This is a genomic window from Rhodovulum marinum, from assembly GCF_004343075.1.
Taxonomy (GTDB): Bacteria; Pseudomonadota; Alphaproteobacteria; order Rhodobacterales; family Rhodobacteraceae; genus Rhodovulum; species Rhodovulum marinum.
Window position 1 is genome coordinate 40,729 of the sequence record NZ_SLXP01000007.1, and the last position, 17,649, is coordinate 58,377.

General features: G+C 68.1%; 18 protein-coding genes and 1 tRNA gene. 9 read left to right on the plus strand and 10 right to left on the minus strand.

Translation table 11 applies throughout. The features are described 5' to 3' along the window. Nucleotides 1–41 precede the first annotated feature (41 nt). The 5 genes from EV662_RS19735 to EV662_RS11650 form a co-directional block, all read right to left on the minus strand. Nucleotides 42–1,616, minus strand: coding sequence for a c-type cytochrome (locus tag EV662_RS19735; protein ID WP_207903615.1), 1,575 nt, complete (start codon nt 1,614–1,616; stop codon nt 42–44). 383 nt (nt 1,617–1,999) lie between these two features. After that, a tRNA-Arg gene (locus EV662_RS11635) sits at nt 2,000–2,076 on the minus strand. A 78-nt stretch (nt 2,077–2,154) separates the two neighbouring features. Continuing rightward, nucleotides 2,155–3,570 (minus strand): sensor histidine kinase, encoded by a 1,416-nt coding sequence (locus tag EV662_RS11640; RefSeq protein WP_132462424.1) that lies wholly within the window; start codon nt 3,568–3,570, stop codon nt 2,155–2,157. A 26-nt stretch (nt 3,571–3,596) separates the two neighbouring features. Beyond that, on the minus strand, nt 3,597–5,009 hold the full coding sequence (locus tag EV662_RS11645; RefSeq protein WP_132462426.1) for a dihydrolipoyl dehydrogenase family protein: 1,413 nt from the start codon (nt 5,007–5,009) through the stop codon (nt 3,597–3,599). Nucleotide 5,010: 1 nt separating this feature from the next. After that, nucleotides 5,011–5,739, minus strand: coding sequence for a TVP38/TMEM64 family protein (locus EV662_RS11650; RefSeq protein ID WP_132462428.1), 729 nt, complete (start codon nt 5,737–5,739; stop codon nt 5,011–5,013). 290 nt (nt 5,740–6,029) lie between these two features. On the opposite strand from EV662_RS11650, the gene rpmH reads away from it, so the two are divergent. From rpmH to yidD, 3 genes are read left to right on the plus strand one after another with little or no spacing between them, the layout of a single operon-like run. After that, complete coding sequence (gene rpmH, locus EV662_RS11655) at nt 6,030–6,164, plus strand: 50S ribosomal protein L34 (protein WP_132462430.1); 135 nt, start codon at nt 6,030–6,032, stop codon at nt 6,162–6,164. Between the two features lie 25 nt (nt 6,165–6,189). Further along, on the plus strand, nt 6,190–6,606 hold the full coding sequence (rnpA, locus tag EV662_RS11660; RefSeq protein WP_132462432.1) for a ribonuclease P protein component: 417 nt from the start codon (nt 6,190–6,192) through the stop codon (nt 6,604–6,606). Then, nucleotides 6,603–6,851, plus strand: a complete 249-nt coding sequence (gene yidD / locus EV662_RS11665) for a membrane protein insertion efficiency factor YidD (protein WP_132462434.1) — start codon at nt 6,603–6,605, stop codon at nt 6,849–6,851. The genes rnpA and yidD overlap by 4 nt, the downstream gene beginning before the upstream one ends. A gap of 3 nt (nt 6,852–6,854) precedes the next feature. Here the strand turns inward: yidD and EV662_RS11670 are convergent, their stop codons facing one another. After that, the gene (locus EV662_RS11670) at nt 6,855–7,802 is read right to left on the minus strand and encodes an alpha/beta hydrolase (protein ID WP_132462436.1); all 948 of its coding nucleotides are present in this window, start codon (nt 7,800–7,802) and stop codon (nt 6,855–6,857) included. A gap of 124 nt (nt 7,803–7,926) precedes the next feature. Here EV662_RS11670 and ttcA point away from each other — a divergent pair, with 124 nt between their 5' ends. The 4 genes from ttcA (at nt 7,927) to yihA (ending at nt 12,187) form a co-directional block, all read left to right on the plus strand. Further along, nucleotides 7,927–8,784 (plus strand): tRNA 2-thiocytidine(32) synthetase TtcA, encoded by an 858-nt coding sequence (ttcA, locus tag EV662_RS11675; protein ID WP_132462438.1) that lies wholly within the window; start codon nt 7,927–7,929, stop codon nt 8,782–8,784. Nucleotides 8,785–8,955: 171 nt separating this feature from the next. After that, the gene (gene yidC / locus EV662_RS11680) at nt 8,956–10,794 is read left to right on the plus strand and encodes a membrane protein insertase YidC (protein ID WP_132462440.1); all 1,839 of its coding nucleotides are present in this window, start codon (nt 8,956–8,958) and stop codon (nt 10,792–10,794) included. Beyond that, nucleotides 10,791–11,537 carry an MOSC domain-containing protein gene (locus tag EV662_RS11685; RefSeq protein WP_132462442.1) on the plus strand — a complete coding sequence of 249 codons (747 nt, stop codon included), beginning with the start codon at nt 10,791–10,793 and terminating at the stop codon, nt 11,535–11,537. Before yidC ends, EV662_RS11685 begins: the two co-directional genes overlap by 4 nt. After that, on the plus strand, nt 11,534–12,187 hold the full coding sequence (gene yihA / locus EV662_RS11690; RefSeq protein WP_132462444.1) for a ribosome biogenesis GTP-binding protein YihA/YsxC: 654 nt from the start codon (nt 11,534–11,536) through the stop codon (nt 12,185–12,187). Before EV662_RS11685 ends, yihA begins: the two co-directional genes overlap by 4 nt. Nucleotides 12,188–12,536: 349 nt before the next feature. On the opposite strand, the gene EV662_RS11700 is transcribed toward yihA, so the two are convergent. Next, a complete protein-coding gene (locus EV662_RS11700) occupies nt 12,537–13,268 on the minus strand; it encodes an SDR family NAD(P)-dependent oxidoreductase (protein ID WP_132462445.1) in 732 nt (243 codons plus the stop codon). Between the two features lie 113 nt (nt 13,269–13,381). Here EV662_RS11700 and argB point away from each other — a divergent pair, with 113 nt between their 5' ends. Together argB and EV662_RS11710 are read left to right on the plus strand one after the other, a co-directional pair. Next, entirely contained in the window at nt 13,382–14,251 is an 870-nt protein-coding gene (argB, locus tag EV662_RS11705; protein ID WP_243695833.1) for an acetylglutamate kinase, read from the plus strand. A 33-nt stretch (nt 14,252–14,284) separates the two neighbouring features. Next, entirely contained in the window at nt 14,285–14,827 is a 543-nt protein-coding gene (locus EV662_RS11710) for a SixA phosphatase family protein (RefSeq protein WP_341799081.1), read from the plus strand. A gap of 18 nt (nt 14,828–14,845) precedes the next feature. Here the strand turns inward: EV662_RS11710 and EV662_RS11715 are convergent, their stop codons facing one another. The 3 genes from EV662_RS11715 to EV662_RS11725 all read right to left on the minus strand — a co-directional run bounded on the left by EV662_RS11715 (nt 14,846) and on the right by EV662_RS11725 (nt 17,649). Next, nucleotides 14,846–15,217 carry a 2Fe-2S iron-sulfur cluster-binding protein gene (locus tag EV662_RS11715; protein WP_132462447.1) on the minus strand — a complete coding sequence of 124 codons (372 nt, stop codon included), beginning with the start codon at nt 15,215–15,217 and terminating at the stop codon, nt 14,846–14,848. Nucleotides 15,218–15,528: 311 nt separating this feature from the next. After that, nucleotides 15,529–16,320, minus strand: coding sequence for an amino acid ABC transporter ATP-binding protein (locus EV662_RS11720; RefSeq protein ID WP_132462448.1), 792 nt, complete (start codon nt 16,318–16,320; stop codon nt 15,529–15,531). 12 nt (nt 16,321–16,332) lie between these two features. Beyond that, nucleotides 16,333–17,649, minus strand: a complete 1,317-nt coding sequence (locus tag EV662_RS11725) for an amino acid ABC transporter permease (RefSeq protein WP_132462450.1) — start codon at nt 17,647–17,649, stop codon at nt 16,333–16,335.

Below are 17,649 nucleotides of genomic sequence, written 5' to 3' on the forward strand. Positions count from 1 at the left end.
TGTCGTTTCCAGTGAACGCAGCGGGTCCCGCCCGCCCCGGATCACTCCTGGGACAGCGTCGCGATATAGGCGTAGATGTCGCGCACTTCCTGCGGGTTGCGGGCGTTGTAGGTCATGTTGCCGCGGGCCTTGGGATCGCCGAGGTATTCACGCAGGAACTCGGTCGGGTTCTGCGAGTATTCGACGACCAGGTCCTCGGTCCAGACCAGGCCCGCTTCGCCGGCCGCGATCATCGACTTCGAATAGCGGAACCCTTCGACGCTGCCGGCAACGCGGCCGGGCGTGCCGTACTGGTTCGGACCGACGCGGGCGCCGTTGCCGGCCAGCATCTCGCCCGAGGGGCTGGTGACCACGTGGCAGGTGGCGCACTGGCGGAACGCCTTCTCGCCAGCGACCGGATCGCCGGTGAAGGCGGCCGCGACGACGGCGGCTTCCTCAGCCGGGGCTTCCTCGGCAGCGGCTTCCTCAGCCGGGGCCTCTTCGGCAACGGCTTCCTCGGCCGGGGCCTCTTCGGCAACGGCTTCCTCAGCCGGGGCCTCTTCGGCAACGGCTTCCTCAGCCGGGGCCTCTTCGGCAACGGCTTCCTCGGCCGGGGCTTCTTCGGCAACGGCTTCCTCAGCCGGGGCTTCTTCGGCGACGGCTTCCTCGGCCGGGGCCTCTTCGGCGGCGGCTTCCTCGGCCGGGGCTTCTTCAGCGGCGGCTTCCTCAGCCGGGGCTTCTTCAGCGGCGGCTTCCTCGGCCGGGGCCTCTTCGGCGGCGGCTTCCTCAGCCGGGGCCTCTTCGGCGGCGGCTTCCTCAGCCGGGGCCTCTTCGGCGGCGGCTTCCTCAGCCGGGGCTTCTTCGGCAACGGCTTCCTCAGCCGGGGCCTCTTCGGCGGCGGCTTCCTCGGCCGGGGCCTCTTCGGCGGCGGCTTCCTCGGCCGGGGCCTCTTCGGCCGGGGCCTCTTCGGCAACGGCTTCCTCGGCCGGGGCCTCTTCCACCAGCAGGGCCGACTTGCCGGCCAGGGCCGCGGCGCGCTGGGCAAGATCGGCGTATTCGGCAGCCAGCGCCGCCGCCTGCTCGGCCAGCGTCATCGCGCTTGCCGCGGCTTCGGGCGTATCGACGACCGGGGCTTCGACAGCTTCCATCCCCGGCGGTTCCGGCTGCGGGTTGATTTCCGACGACACAGCCTCGGCCGGCACTTCTTCAGCGACGGCTTCTTCGGCCGGGGCTTCTTCAGCAGCGGCTTCCTCGGCCGGAGCTTCCTCGGCAGCGGCCTCTTCAGCCGGGGCTTCTTCAGCAGCGGCCTCTTCAGCCGAGGCTTCCTCGGCCGGGGCTTCCTCGGCCGGAGCTTCCTCGGCAGCGGCTTCCTCTGCCGGGGCTTCCTCGGCGGCGGCTTCCTCTGCCGGGGCTTCCTCGGCGGCGGCTTCTTCGGCCGGGGCTTCTTCGGCGGCGGCTTCTTCGGCCGGGGCCTCTTCCGCAACGGCTTCCTCGGCGGGCGCCTCGACCGCGGCCGCTTCTTCGACGGCTGCCGGTTCGGGCTTCGGCGACCCACTATAGGTCACGGCATAGAACGCGAGACCGATCGCCGGTGCGGCGACGATCAGGCGGATCAGGTTCTGCTTGTTATCGGCCATCTTCCATCCTTTTTCTGTCCGCTGCCCCCGGAGGGCGCGCGCCTCCCGTGGCAGGACGTCCTCCTGCGGGTTCTCTGGCGGGAGCCCCAGTTCTCTCCCGCGTCCGGCCGTTCAAGCACCTGACCACCCGCAAGGTCACGGACCTTCGGGACGGCACATTCGCTGTCGGCCGAGGCGGACAATAGCGCGCCCCTTCCCGGATGACAGCCCGCGATCCCTGCCTGCGACGCTGATACGCGCCCCGGGCGCCTTGCAATGGCCGGTTCACTGGATGTTACGGGCTTTTTCGGCACGATCCCGCGCCCCGCGCCGGCCACGCGGGCCGGATCACGCACCCGGCGCGATTCGCAATCAGCAATCGGATCGGCGTTGATGAGGGGGAGTGGCGCGCTGGGGAGGATTCGAACCCCCGACCCCTTGATTCGTAGTCAAGTACTCTATCCAACTGAGCTACCAGCGCGTGGGTGGTGCATGTAACGCCGGTGATCCGGCTTTGCAAGGGGCAAACCGACCTGAGGCCCGATCGCGTTTCTTCGGGTCAGGAGACACCACCGTCCGGCCCGTACAGCACCGCCTCGGATTTCGGCAGGCGGATCTCGAACTCGGTGCCGGTCGCGTCACTTCGCTTGAGCACCAGCGTGCCGCCATGGCCGCGCACCAGTTCGACCGAGATCGCAAGGCCGAGGCCCGTGCCGCCCTTGCGCGTGCCGCCCTGGAAGGGCTGGAACAGGTGCTCGCGCGCCTTGGGCGGCAGGCCGGGGCCGGTATCGGTGACGTGGATCGTCCAGGCCTCTTCGTCCTCGTCGGCACGGATGCCGATTTCGCCGGGCCGGGCGGCGGCGGCGATCGCCTGGCGGGCGTTGCGGATCAGGTTGGTCAGCACCCGGTGCAGCTGTTCGGGATCGGCCCTGAGCGTCAGGCCCGCTGGCACGTCCTCGGCAAAGCTGACCTCTTCCTCGCCGGCGGCAAGACGTTCGGCATCGACGACATCGTTGACGATGGCGGCCAGTTGCACCCGTTCCAGCCGGGGCGGCGGTTCCTGGGCGCGGCCGAAGGCCAGCGTCGTCTCGCACAGGTTCACCGCGCGGCTGATCGCGCCGACGATCTTGGGCGCGGCGCGGTTCACGCCGGGGTCGTCGCTGCGTTCCATCCGGTCGGCGAACAGCTGGGCGGTGGTCAGGATGTTGCGCAGGTCGTGGCTGATCTTGGCGACCGCGCTGCCCAATTGCGCCAGGCGTTCTTTCTGGCGCAGCGCGCCCGTCAGTTCATTTTGCAGGGATTGCAGCGTGGTTTCGGCCTCGTGCAATTCGCGCACGCGCGCGGTGGGCGAGATGATGCGGCGGGTATCCTCGGGCGCCTCTGCGTAAAGCTGCATGGCGCGGACCACCCGCTTGATCGGCGTGACCAGCAGGCGGCGCACCGCGAGGAACAGCAACAGCGCCGTCAGCACCGAGATCACCGCCGACAGCAGAAGGATGCGCAAGCCGTAGTCGATCATCGCCATGCGCAGCGATTCGGTGCCCATCGTCACCTCGATCAGCAGGCCCGCGCCGCGCACGGGTTCGCCGATGACCCGGATCACCCGGGGCTGGGGATCGGCCAGCTGGCGCAGCGCGTCCGCGATCAGTTCGGCCGGTCCGGCGCTGCGCAGGTCGAAACTTTCGTGGACGGGCTCGGGGATGGGCGAGGAAAGGACCAGTTCGCGCGCCTGGTCGCGGCGCAGGACGACGTTGTAGACGCCCGCATTGGCAAGCAGTTCCTTTTCCAGGTCCTCGCCGATCATCTCGTCGGTGGCCAAGAGCGCCAGCGAGGCGATCTGGGCGCGTTCCAGCCGCGACAGCAGGTAATCCTCGCGGAAGCGCGCCACCGAGGGCACGAAGATCAGCACCTCGGCCAGCATGACGAACAGGATCGTCAGCATCAGGAAGCGGCCGGAGAGCGAATTCAGGAACATGCCTTGCGCCTAATGGGCCCCGGGGATCAGGGCACGAGGCGTTGAATCAGCCGCACGGCCCGCTTGACCCAGGGGTTCTCGAACAGTTTGGGCGAAAAATAAGCACCCGCCGCCCGCTTGTTAACCTCGCCCAGCGTCGGATAGGGCGCAACCATGTTCGCGACGGCGGTCATTTTCAGGTTGTTGGCGAGCACCAGCGCCCAGGGGCCGATCAGCTCGCCCGCCTCGGGGCCGGCGATGGACACGCCGACGGGACGGCCGCGGACGACCATGACCTTGATTCGGCCCTCGGTGCGGCCCGCGGCGATGGCGCGGTCGTTGCCGGCGAAATCGAACCGGGCGACGGTCAGCTTGTCGCCATGCTCGGCGCGGGCCTCGGCCTCGGTCGGGCCGATCTGGGCAAGCTCGGGGTCGGTATAGGTGACGCGCGGAATATGCGCGGTCTTCGCCTTGCCGGGCAGGCCCAGGAGGATCGGGCGGATCACCACGCCCGCGTGATAACCCGCGACATGGGTGAACTGCATCCCCCCCGCGGCATCGCCGATGGCATAGATGCGGCGGTTGGTGCTGCGCAGGTCGGGGCCGACCTTGACGCCGGCGCGCGTCGTTTCGACGCCGGCCGCGTCGAGGTTCAGCCGGTCGAGCGCGGGGCGGCGCCCGGCGGCGACCAGCAGGTGCGTGCCGGTGACTGTGCCCTGCCCGGTCTCGACCGTGATCGCGCCGTCGGCCCCGCTGACGCGGTCGGCCTGCGCGCCCTCGACGATCCTGATGCCCTCGGCGCGCAACCGGTCCAGCACGATGGCGGCCAGTTCCGGATCGTCGCGGTTCAGCGCGCGGTCGCCCTCGATCACGGTGACCTGCGCGCCCAGCCTGCGGTGCGCCTGGGCCATTTCCATCCCGATGGGACCGCCCCCGATGACGATCAGGTGGCCGGGGCGGTCGCGCAGGTCGAACAGCGTTTCGTTGGTCAGGTAGGGCACCGCGTCCAGCCCCGGGATCGGCGGCACGACGGGGCGCGAGCCGGTGGCGATCACGAATCGACGGGCGCGGATGATGTCGCCGCCGGCCTCCAGCTCTCGATCGTTCAGGAACCGACCCCAGGCCTGGATCACGCGCACGCCCAGCCCTTCGAATCGTTCGACGCTGTCATGGGGTTCGATGGTGGCGATGGCGGCGTGCACATGCGCCATGGCGGCGGCGTAGTCGACCCGCGGTTCTGCGGGCGCCACGCCGAAGCCGCCCTTGCGCACGGTCTGCGCCTGTTGCGCCGCCGCCAGCAACGCCTTGGACGGGACGCAGCCGTAGTTCAGGCAGTCGCCGCCCATCTTGTGGCCCTCGACCAGCACGACGCGGGCGCCCATCTGCACCGCGCCGGCGGCCAGCGACAGCCCGCCCGAACCTGCGCCGATGATGCAGAGATCTGTCTTGATCCGGGCCATCTCAGGCGGCCCCGCGGCGGATCAGGCGGACCGCCATGGGCAGCGCGGCCAGCGCCGCAAGACCCAGAAGCGGGCCCAGGATATGGGGTTCGAAGATGATGCCGAGGTTCGGCGTCTCGCCCCGGGCGAACACCTCGCCCAGCCCGGCGCCGACCCAGGTGTAGACCAGCGCGCCCGGCATGATCCCGAAAAAGGTGGTGAAGGCGAAGCGGCCCAGCGACACCCCCACCAGCGCGGGCAAGAGGTTGGCCACGAAGAACGGCACCGCGGGCACCAGCCGGATCAGGAACAGGACCGAAAGCTCGTTCTCGCGCAGCCCCTCGCGCAGGCGTTTCACCCGGCCTTCCGAGGCGTCGATGCGCGCGGCCAGCCGGTCGCCCAGCCCCCAGCGCGCAGCCAGGAAGATCAGCACCGCCCCCATGGTCGCCGCGGCCACGTTGAACAGCACGCCGGGAAAGACCCCGAACAGGAACCCGCCCGCCAGCGTCGCCACCGTCGCACCGGGCAGCGAGAAGGCGACAATCACGACATAGGCCGCGACGAAGCCCAGAACGGTGCGCGCATAGTTCGCGTCGCGGACCCCGATCAGCGCCTCGCGATGGTCGGCCAGCGCCTGGAACGACAGCTGGTCGCGCAAGGTGAGCGCGCCCAGCGCCGCCACCGCGAGGATCACGATCAGCGGCAGGCGGCGGGCAAGGCCGGGCTTCGGGGTCTGTGTCATGTCGCTCATTCTGTCCGGCCGTCCCAAGGTTGTGCATCCCCCGGAACATGCGATTTCGCCGCGCCGGGCGACAGGGCCCTCACGCCGCGTTGATCGCCGGTGACGGAGAGGACCGGTTCCGCGGCGCAAATGCAACGGCTTCGTAACATTCCCGCGGACGAACGGGGCAAATGTTGCAACAATTCCGGCCGGGGATGAATTGACTTGTCCCGCCCGACCCCCTAAAGAGCGGGCTTCGAACATCATGGGGCCTTCGAATCCGCACGCGGTTTGGGCCTGAGCGAACGGAGCGAAGCGCGATGAAACGCACTTTCCAACCCTCGAACCTGGTCCGCAAGCGGCGCCACGGTTTCCGCGCCCGCATGGCCACCAAGGCCGGTCGCAAGATCCTGAACGCCCGCCGCGCCCGCGGCCGCAAGCGGCTGAGCGCGTAAGACCCGCGCCATCACGCTGGACGACATGACACCGCCGGGGGCGAACGTGGCAGGCGACAGGCCGGAGACCACGCAAGCGCCCCCGGCGGTTTCGTCCTGTCTGCATGTCCTGACGAAACGGGCGGATTTCCTGCGCGCGGCCCGCGCCCGGCGGCAGGGCACGCCCGGATTCACCCTGCAGGCCCGCCAGCGCGCCCCCGGCGAGGCCGAGGGTATCCGCGTCGGTTTCACCTGTTCGAAAAAGGTCGGCAACGCCGTGGCGCGCAACCGCGCCAAGCGGCGCCTGCGCGAGATCGCACGTCTGGTGCTGCCCGCCGATGGCCGGCCCGGCTGGGATTACGTGCTGATCGGCCGGCCGGGGATCACCGCCACCCGCGATTTCGCCGAGATGCAGGCCGACCTGCGCCGCGCGCTGGCCAAGGTGCACGGGGGCGACCGATGACCCCGCTGGCCCGCCTTGTCGCGCTGCCGATCCGGGCCTACCGGCTGATCCTCAGCCCGTGGATCGGGTTCAACTGCCGCTATCAGCCGACCTGTTCGGCCTATGCGCTGGAGGCGCTGGAAAAGCACGGCGCGCTGCGCGGCGGCTGGATGGCGGCGAAACGCATCCTGCGCTGCAATCCCTGGGGCGGCTGCGGCTATGACCCGGTCCCCGACCCCAAGGACCGCGACGCCCCCGGGCGCTAGGGCTCAGGGCCGAAGCGCCAGGTTGCCCTGCGCGGTGGGCAGGCGGGTCGGGAATTCGTGCCGGTCCAGGTCCCCCTGCACCGTCAGGAACACGTCCTGCATGAAATGGGCATCGTCGAAATACCAGTTATGCGCCACCGTCGGTGCATCGCCCAACATGTCCTTGTGCCGGTCGAAATACTCGCCGCAATAGACATTCACGGCCTTGCCGGGCAGCGCGTCGGGCAGGCCGATCCGGCCCGCCCGGGGCGCCACGCCGATCCGCTTGATGTTGGACAGCGACAGCACCGAATCGTACGGGTTGTAATAGTTGGTCAGCCGCACGCAGTGCCGGTAGAGCGAGGAGGATTTCGGGTTGCCGTCCTCCATCGAGGCGGCCGAGATGTCGGCGCCGACCAGCATCACCTGGCTGACCGCCCAGCTGTGCGCGGCAACGGCGGGCCGGTCGTCGGCATCGTCGAACGCCTCGCGTACCACGTAGGCGCCCATTGAATGGGCCAGGATATGAACGTTGATCCGGCAATCGGGCCGTTGCAGCGCGGCAAAGGCGGCGATCCCCTCGTCGACCAGGCGGAACGCGGTCTGCTTGGCGTCGGTGCGATCCTCGAGGTAGTTCAGCGCGCTGTCGGCGCTGGGCCAGTCGAAGCTGACGACGACGCCCTTGAACCCGTGCGCCTCCAGGCCCTTGCGGATCTTGCGGTGGCGGTCGAGCATGGTTTGCTGGCTGTTGTTGTAGCCGTGCACGTTCATCACGATATCGCCCGCGGGCAGCCCGTCGAAGGTGCCGGATTTCGCCTCTTCCTGGACCCGGGCGAACCAGTCGCGCTTGGTGATCCGGTGATCGGGCACCGGCGTGGCCGCGCCTTCGGGCACCGCCAGGAAATGCGTGGCCCCGGGTTCCGAGGCGAATTGCCCGCCACGCACGCTGCGCACGCAAAAGATGAAGTCCATGGCCGCTCTCCCCGGTTTCCTGCAAGGCTTGGCCCAGTGTCGCCCCGTTCCGGCGAATCGCAAAGGGCTTTACGCGGGGCGCGGCGATTGCGATATCGCGGGCAGGCCCCCAAGGACGCGCGCCATGTTCGACAATGCCGACGATATCCACCCGCTGTTCGAGGGCGCGCCCTCGACCACCGAGTTCAAGAAACTGCGCAAGCGGATCGTGCGCCACACCCGCGAGGCGATCGAACAGTACGGCATGATCGAGCGCGGCGCGCGCTGGCTGGTGTGCCTGTCGGGCGGCAAGGACAGCTATACGTTGCTGGCGGCGCTGCACGAGCTGAAATGGCGCGGGCTTCTGCCCGTGGACCTGTTGGCGTGCAACCTGGACCAGGGCCAGCCGGGGTTCCCAGCGACGGTTCTGCCGGAATTCCTTGAAAAGATGGGGGTGCCGCACCGGATCGAATACCGCGACACCTATTCCATCGTGATGGACAAGATCCCCCAGGGTCGGACCTATTGCGCGCTGTGTTCGCGGCTGCGGCGGGGGCACCTGTACCGGATCGCGCGCGAAGAGGGGTGTTCGGCGGTCGTGCTGGGCCATCACCGCGACGACATCCTGGAAACGTTTTTCATGAACCTGTTCCACGGATCGCGGCTGGCCACGATGCCGCCCAAGCTGGTCAACGAGGAGGGCGACCTGTTCGTCTATCGCCCGCTGGCCCATGTCGCCGAGGCCGATTGCGAGAGATTCGCCCGCGCCATGAACTATCCGGTGATCCCCTGCGACCTGTGCGGCAGCCAGGACGGGCTGCAACGCAAGCAGGTGAAAGCGCTGATCGACCAGTGGGAAAAGAACCACCCCGGCCGCCGGCAAAAGATGTTCCGCGCGCTGATGAACGCGCGGCCCTCGCACCTGCTGGACCCTGCGCTGTTCGACTTTGCCGGGCTGACCCGGGGGGCGCCGCCCACGGCCCGCGAAACCGACGCCGGCTGACGGCGCGGCCGCCCGCCTGCCCGGCCAAGGCGCACGCCATCGGCCAGGGCCTGTAAACACTGCGTCAACACCGGCGCGGCCCAGCCGCATGCGTCGGGAAAACAGCTTGACCTTGGTGGGTGCAATCTGTTGAACCACCCACACCTTCAAAGGACAGGGCAGCGGTCTCCCATGGACGAACAAGGCAAGAATCTCCTGCTCGCGACGGCGTTGAGCTTCCTCGTGATCCTGGTCTGGTACTGGCTGTTCCCGCCGGAACAGCAGGCCCAGCTGCCCGAACCCGCCGCGGTCGAGATGACCGAGGCTGCCCCCGGCATCGCCTCGACCCCGCCCGCGCCCGCCACGGGCCAGGCCCCCGCCGGCACCGCCGAGACCGCCCCCGCGCCCGGCGCTGACGCGCCCCGGCTGGAGATCAACACGCCGCGGCTGACCGGTTCGGTCTCGCTTCTGGGCGGGCGGATCGACCAGCTGGCTTTGAAAGACTACAAGGAAACGCTCGACCCGGACTCGGAGATCGTGTCGCTGCTGTCCCCTGTCGGCAGCACCCGGCCCTATTACGCGCTTTACGGCTGGGCGCCCGCGGGACAGCTGTCCTATGAAGAGGTGCCCGGGGCCAACACGCTGTGGACGGTCGAAAGCGGTGGAACGCTGGGCGTGAACAGCCCGGTGACGCTGGTCTGGGACAACGGCGCGGGCCTGGTCTTCCGCCGCACGATCAGCGTGGACGAGGACTATCTCTTCCGGATCGACCAAAGCGTCGAGAACCGCAGCGGCGAAACCGTGCGCCTGGCGCCCTACGGCATCGTCGCGCGCCATGGCGAGCCCGAAACCTCGCGGTTCTTCATCCTGCACGAGGGCGTCGTTCGCCAGACGGACAAGGAACTGAGCGAACTCGACTATGGCGACATGCGCGACCTGGCATTCGTCGACCGCGAGGCCGCCCAGGCCGAGGTCAGCCAGGTCGAGGAAAACGGCTGGGTCGGCTTTACCGACAAGTACTGGATGACCACGCTGATCCCGGCGCCGGGCCAGCGCTTCACCTCGGTTGCGAAATATGTCGAGGGCGCGGATATCTACCAGGTCGAGACGCGTCTTCCGCTGATCGAGGTCGCCGCGGGGGCGAGTGGTGGAACCGAAACGATGCTGTTCGCCGGCGCCAAGGAATGGGAAACCATCCGCCATTACGAGCACGACCTGGGCATCTACCGCTTCATCGACTCGATCGACTGGGGCTGGTTCTTCTTCTTCACCAAGCCGATCTTCTGGCTGCTGCACTGGCTGAACGCGGCGATGTCGAACGCCGGCATCCCCGGCAGCATGGGGTGGGCCATCATCGGCCTGACCATCGTCATCAAGGCGATCCTGCTGCCCTTGGCCTACAAGTCCTACACCTCCATGGCGAAGATGAAGGAACTTCAGCCGAAGATGGAGGAACTGAAGGAGCGGGCCGGCGACGACCGTCAGAAGCTGCAACAAGAGATGATGGCGCTGTACAAGAAGGAAAAGGTGAACCCGGCGGCGGGCTGCCTTCCGCTTCTGGTGCAGATCCCGATCTTCTTCTCGCTCTACAAGGTGATCTTCGTCACGATCGAGCTGCGCCACGCGCCCTGGATCGGCTGGATCCGCGACCTGTCGGCGCCCGACCCGTCGTCGATCCTGAACCTCTTCGGCCTGCTGCCCTATGCGACGCCGGAGCCGGGCTCGATCTTCGCGATCTTCTCGCTGGGCGTTCTGCCGATCATCTTCGGCATCTCGATGTGGCTGCAACAGAAGCTGAACCCGACGCCGACCGACCCGACGCAGGCGATGGTGTTCGCCTGGCTGCCCTGGATCTTCATGTTCATGCTGGGCGGGTTTGCCAGCGGCCTGATCATCTACTGGATCGCGAACAACACGATCACCTTCATCCAGCAATACGCGATCATGCGCAGCCACGGCTATCACCCCGACGTGTTCGGCAACATCAAGGCAAGCTTCCAGAGGAAGAAGCCCGAACCGAGCAAGAAATGACCGCCCGCCTGGCGCAGATCTGGCGCCACCCCATCAAGGGGCACGGCGCAGAGGCGCTGCAGGCGGTGACGCTGGAAACCGGGCGGACGATGCCCTGGGACCGGACCTGGGCCGTGGCGCACGAAGCGGCGCGGACCGACGGCACCACGTGGGCGCCTTGCGCGAATTTCTCGCGCGGGGCCAAGGCGCCGGAACTGATGGCGATCATGGCGCGGCTGGACAAGGCGGCGGAAACCGTCACCCTGACCCATCCCGACCGGCCCGAGATCACCTTTTCCCCCGAGACCGAGGCCGACCGCTTCCTTGACTGGGTCGCGCCGCTGATGCCGGCCGACCGCGCCGCCTCGGCCCGGATCGTGCGGGCGCCCGGGCGCGGCATGACCGACAGCGATTTCCCCTCGGTCAGCCTCCTCGGGCTGGCCTCTCTGCGGGCGCTGTCCGACGCGGTGGGGCGCGACCTGGACCCGCGCCGGTTCCGCGGCAATTTCTGGATCGAGGGGCTGGCCCCCTGGGCGGAATTCGACTGGATCGGCCGCCGGATTCGCCTGGGCGAGGCCGAACTGGAGGTGCGGGAACGCATCGGGCGCTGCATGGCGACGACCGTGGACCCCGAGACGGGCAAGCGCGACACGGACACGCTGGGCGCGCTGGAACGCCACTGGGGCCATACAGACCTGGGCGTCTATGCCGAGGTGATCCGCGGCGGGCGCGTGACGCTTGGCGACGAGGTGACCGTGCCATGAGCACCCTGCCCTTCCCCCTGGCCCCCGAGCCCGACACCGCCACCGCCGAACGCGGGCGTAAGCTGTTCGCGGGACAGGTCGATTTCCTGAAAGGTGTCGTGGCGATGGACGGGCTGCCCCCCGCCGACCGCGCCGAGGTCTGCTTTGCCGGCCGCTCGAACGTGGGCAAGTCCAGCCTGATCAACGCGCTGACCAACCGCAAGGGGCTGGCGCGCGCGTCGAACACGCCGGGCCGCACGCAGGAAATCAACTATTTCACCCTCGGCGACAGTCACTTCCTGGTCGACCTGCCCGGCTATGGCTATGCCGAGGCGCCGGTCGCCGTGGTCGAGAAATGGCAACGCCTGCTGAAAGCCTATCTAGCCGGGCGCCAGACCCTGCGCCGGGCCTTCGTGCTGATCGACGCGCGGCACGGGGTGAAACCCGTGGACGAAGAGATCATGGGGCTGCTGGACAGCGCGGCGGTGACCTTCCAGGCGGTGCTGACCAAGGCCGACAAGGTCAAGGCCAAGGACATGGACCGCGTGCTGGACCAGGTGCGCGGTCGGCTGGCCACCCATCCGGCGGCCTTTCCCGAAATCGTTCTGACCTCATCGGAAAAAGGCGACGGAATCGCCACGCTGCGCGCGATCATCGCCGGGATCGCCTAGGACGAACGGCTGGCCCGGCGGGTGCCACCGCCCGCGGCAGCCGCAAAACCCGTCGCGCATCCCCCCGCCCCTTCGGACGCCCCGCACCTCCCCCCGGCCGCGTCTTTTTCTTGGCCGAAATACTCTGGGGGGTCCGGGGGGCAAAGCCCCCCGGCCGGGGGCCCCCGCCGGCGCCCCCGGCCCCCCCCCCCCCCCCCCCCCCCCCCCCCCCCCCCCCCCCCCCCCCCCCCCCCCCCCCCCCCCCCGGTCGCCCTGGCGGCAGCCAGGGCGAAACCCGAAGCCCCGGCGCACCGGCCAAGGGGCCCCTGAACGCCCGCCTTCGGGATCGGACAACCGCCCATCCCGTGGCTCAGACATGCTGACCGGCATTCACCTCGATCTCGGTGCCCGTGACATAGCTGGAATCCGCCGAGCACAGGAAAAAGATCACGCTGGCCACCTCCTCGGGTTGACCCAGCCGCCGGAGCGGCAGCCCCGCGACGATCTTCTCGGTGCCGGGCGACAGGATCGAGGTTTCCACCTCGCCCGGCGCGATGGCGTTCACCCGCACCCCCATCGGTCCGAAATCATGCGCCATCTCGCGGGTCAGCGCCGCCAGCGCCGCCTTGGACGTGGCATAGGCCGCCCCCGCGAAGGGGTGCACCCGGCTGCCCGCGATCGAGGTCACGTTGACCACCGCGCCCCTGGCCGCGGCCAGTTCGTCCTGCAAGCCGCGGGCCAGCACGATGGAGGCAAAGAAATTCACGTTGAACACGTGCCCCCAGGTGCGCAGGTCGGTTTCCAGCGTGTTCAGCCGCCCGCCATCTTCGGTCTTGGGCGAAATCCCGGCATTGTTGACCAGCGCGTGCAGCTTGCCCCGGGGCAGCTTGCCGCGGATCACCTCGATGGCGCCCTTGGTCGCGGCGGCATCGGCCAGGTCGATCTGGATGTGGTTCTCGGCCCCGCCGGGCCAGGGACAGCGCGGGTCGAAGGGATGGCGCGAACAGGTCAGAACCCGCCAGCCCTCGGCCGAAAACCGTTTCACGGTGGCATGCCCGATGCCGCGGCTTGCGCCGGTCAGCAGCAGAATCTTTTCTTCCATGGCCTGCTCCCCTGTTGCGGCGCCACCCTACGCGGGCCGGCCCGAAAGACAATCGCCCTTGGCGCGAGGCCCTTGGCGGGATAACAGATGCGCCCAGGAACCGGACCCGAGAGATGAGAAAACAGACCGCCATGAATCGCGACTGGATCGCCACCGCCCGGACGCTGTCCGAGGCGCTCCCTTATCTGCAGCGCTATACCGGCGCGATCGTCGTGATCAAGTTCGGCGGCCACGCCATGGGCGACGATGCCGAGATGGAGAGTTTCGCCCGCGACGTGGTGCTGATGCGGCAGGTCGGCGTGAACCCGGTGATCGTGCATGGCGGCGGGCCGATGATCAACGAGATGCTGGCCAAGCTAGGCGTGAAGTCCGACTTCGTCAAGGGCAAGCGGGTGACCGACGCGGCCACCGTCGAGGTGGTCGAGATGGTCCTGTCGGGTCGGGTGAACAAGCGGATCGTGCAGGCGATCAACGACCAGGGCGGGCGCGCGGTGGGCCTGTCGGGCAAGGATGGCGGGTTGATGACCTGCGACCAGACCGACCCGGACCTGGGGTTCGTCGGCACGCCCGCCGAGATGGACGCCACCGTGCTGCACAGCCTGTTCGAGGCGGGCTTCATCCCCGTGGTGGCGCCCTTGGGCGCGGGCCGCAACGGCGAGACGTTCAACGTCAACGGCGACACCGCCGCGGGCGCCGTGGCCGCCGCGCTCAAGGCCGACCGGCTGCTGCTGCTGACCGACGTGGCCGGCGTCAAGGACGAGACCGGCGAGGTGGTCACCGAGCTGAGCCCCGACCATATCCGCGACATGACCGAACGCGGCGTGATCGCCGGCGGCATGATCCCCAAGACCGAAACCGCGCTGGCCGCCATCGCGGGCGGGGTGCGCGCGGTGGTGATCCTGGACGGGCGCGCGCCCAATGCCTGCCTGCTGGAACTGTTCACCGATCACGGTGCCGGGTCGCTGATCCGTGCGCCGCGCTGAACGGGGTAGGCGCATGGCCAAAGCTGTGACAGGATGCCCGCACCCGACGAGCAGCATGACGGCCCGCCGATGACTTTGCGCCTGATCCTGGTCCGCCACGCGAAATCCGGCTGGGACGATCCGGCGCAGGACGACCACGACCGGACGCTGAACGCCCGCGGCCGTGACGCCGCGCCCAGGATCGCCGCGTGGCTGGCCGCGCGCGGGCATATCCCCGCCGAGGTCGTCGCATCGACCGCGCGCCGGACCATCGAAACCTGGGAGCTGATGGCCCCAACCCTGGGCGAATGCACGGTCATGCGCCGCGACCCGGCGCTGTATCACGCGCCTGCGCAGCGCATGCTGGAGGTGCTGAACAATTGTGCCGCCTCGCCCGTGCTGATGCTGGGCCACAATCCCGGCATCGGCGAATTCGCGTCCCGGCTGTTGCGCACGCCGCCTGACAATCCGCGCTTTGCCAGCTACCCGACCTGCGCCACCCTTGTCGCCGAATTCGACGCCGAGGACTGGAGCGAGGTCGGGTTCGCCAGCGGCCGGCCCGTGGATTTCGTCACGCCCAAGCAGATCGACGCCTAGACCCGCCGGCCCGCGGGGTCAGTCGGCACCGCCCGGGTTGCCCGAGAAGGTGATCGTCACGTCCTCGTCGCGCGCGATGAACTGGCAGGCCAGCCGGTAACGCGGCGGCATGTCGTTGACCTCGGCATTCTCGATCTCTTCCTCGGTGATCTTGCCCAGTTCCTTGAGCTTGCTCTTCTCCTTGTCGGTCAGCATGATCCCCTTCTTCTGCGTCGGGTCGTCATAGCTGACCTCGATCAGGCAGGACCCGCAATTGCCGTCGCGGCAGTCGAACGGGATCGGGATGCGGTGTTCCTCGGCGAGGGCGAGAATCGTCTTGGTATCGCCCGCGATGGCATAGACCGCCTTGTCCTTGTGCATCAGCGGCGAAGAAAATGTCACGATGGCCATGTCGCTTGTTCCTTGTCTGGCCGCCCTCCGGCAGGCGGCGGGTTTCGGTTCGAACCGGTCGCACGTCTCCACCTGTGGGGAAGCAGCAACCGTGCCAGACGGCGCGTGGACAGCGCTTGACCGCCGGGCCGGCCCCTGTGCGGCCTCGGAGGGTGGGTTTCGTCGCAAAGGCGACAGCGCCGGGCGGTATGTGACAGGCCCGCGCTGACGCGAAAGGGGCCGGGGGCGTCAGCCCCCGGCCCCCGGTCGCCTTGGCGAAGCCAAGGCGAAACCGATCTGCCTAACCGCACCGGCGGTCGCGCCGCGCGGGGTCAGTGCCCCAGGATCTGGCTCAGGAACAGCTTGGTCCGCTCGGATTGCGGGGTGTTGAAGAACGCCTCGGGTTCGTTCTGTTCGACGATCTGGCCCTGGTCCATGAAGATCACCCGGTTCGCGACCTGGCGGGCAAAGCCCATCTCGTGGGTGACGCAGATCATGGTCATGCCCTCTTCGGCCAGCTCGATCATGGTATCGAGCACTTCCTTGATCATCTCGGGGTCCAGCGCCGAGGTGGGTTCGTCGAACAGCATGATGTTGGGCTTCATGCACAGCGACCGCGCGATCGCCACCCGCTGTTGCTGGCCGCCCGACAGCTGGCCGGGATACTTGTTGGCCTGTTCGGGGATCTTGACCTTTTCCAGAAAGTACATGGCGGTTTCCACCGCTTCCTTCTTGGGCACCTTGCGCACCCAGATCGGCGCCAGCGTGCAGTTTTCCAGGATCGTCAGGTGCGGGAACAGGTTGAAATGCTGGAACACCATCCCGACCTCGGACCGGACCTGGTCGATATGTTTCAGGTCGTTGGTCAGTTCGATCCCGTCCACCACGATGCTGCCCGACTGGTGTTCCTCCAGCCGGTTGATGCAGCGGATCAGCGTCGATTTCCCCGACCCAGACGGGCCGCAGACCACGATCCGCTCGCCCTTGTTGATCGTCAGGTTGATGTCGCGCAGCACGTGGAACGCGCCGTACCACTTGTTCATGTTGGTGATCTGGATCGCGACCTCGTCCGAGACCGACATCCTGGAACGGTCGACTTCGCGATCGATGGCAAGTTCAGACATGGCAAAGGCTCCTCAGCGGTGCTCGGTCTGAAGCTTGCGCTCCAGATACATCGAGTAGCGGGACATGGAGAAACAGAAGACGAAGAACATGAAGGCGATGAAGCCGTACAGTTCCCAGACGATGCCGTTCCATTCGGCGTTTGCGCGGATCGAGTTCGAGAAGCCCAGCGGATCCAGAAGCCCGATGATCGAGACCAGCGTGGTGTCCTTGAACACCCCGATGAAGGTCGAGACGATGCCGGGGATCGAGATTTTCAGGGCTTGCGGCATGATGATCAGCCGCTGCGCCTTCCAGTAGTCGAGGCCGAGGGCATCGGCCGCCTCGTACTGGCCCTTGGGCAGGGCGGCCAGCCCGCCCCGGATCACCTCGGCCATGTAGGCCGAGGCGAACAGCGTGACCATGATGATCACCCGCAGGATGATGTCGAAATCGGTGCCCGGCGGCATGAAGTAGTTCAGCAGAAGCGAGGCCACGAACAGCAGGGTAATCAGCGGCACGCCCCGGATCAGTTCGATGAATCCGGTGCAGATCGCCTTGATGATGAGCAGGTTCGATTGCCGGCCCAGCGCCAGCAGCACCCCGATCGGCAGCGAACAGGCGATCGCCACGACCCCGATGGTGATCGACAGCATGAAGCCGCCGAAATTGCGGCTGTCCACCGCCTCGATCCCCAGCGGCAGGACCGACTGCATCAGCCCCGCCCAGCCCGAGGCCAGCAAGAGCCACCACAGCACCGGCACCAGCCCCGCCGCGATGGCGCCCAGCAGCGCCCCCGCGACCGACGCCACCACGCGGAACGCCACATAGCCCAGCACGAAGCCCAGCGCGACAGCCACCGGCACCCAGGCCGAACCGCCCCACAGCAGCCACGGCACCAGGAAAGGGGCCGCAACCGACAGCCACAGCATCTTGCGCGGCAATGCCGTGAACAGCACCGGGCCCAGCGCGGCCAGGGTCAGCGCAAAGGCCAGGATCGGACGCCAGTACAGTTCCGAGGGGTAGAAGCCGAAGATCAGCTGCAGATAGCGTTCGCGGATCACCGCCCAGCAGGCCCCCTCGGCATGGGGGCCATAGGCGGCGTCGATCTGCGCGCGGCACTCGTTCAGCGAGTTCGCGGTCCAGCTGGACTGGAACACCCAGGGCAGGATCGCGGCCAGCACCTGGTAGATGAACGCCACGGACAGAAGGGTCAGGATGGCGTTGAACCAGTTGGAGAACAGGTTCGCCCGCATCCATCCCAGCACCCCGACCGAGGTGGCCGGCGGCGCCTGTTCGGGCAGCATGGTGTCGCGCACATAGGCGGCGGTATGGGCATGGGTTCCGCTCAT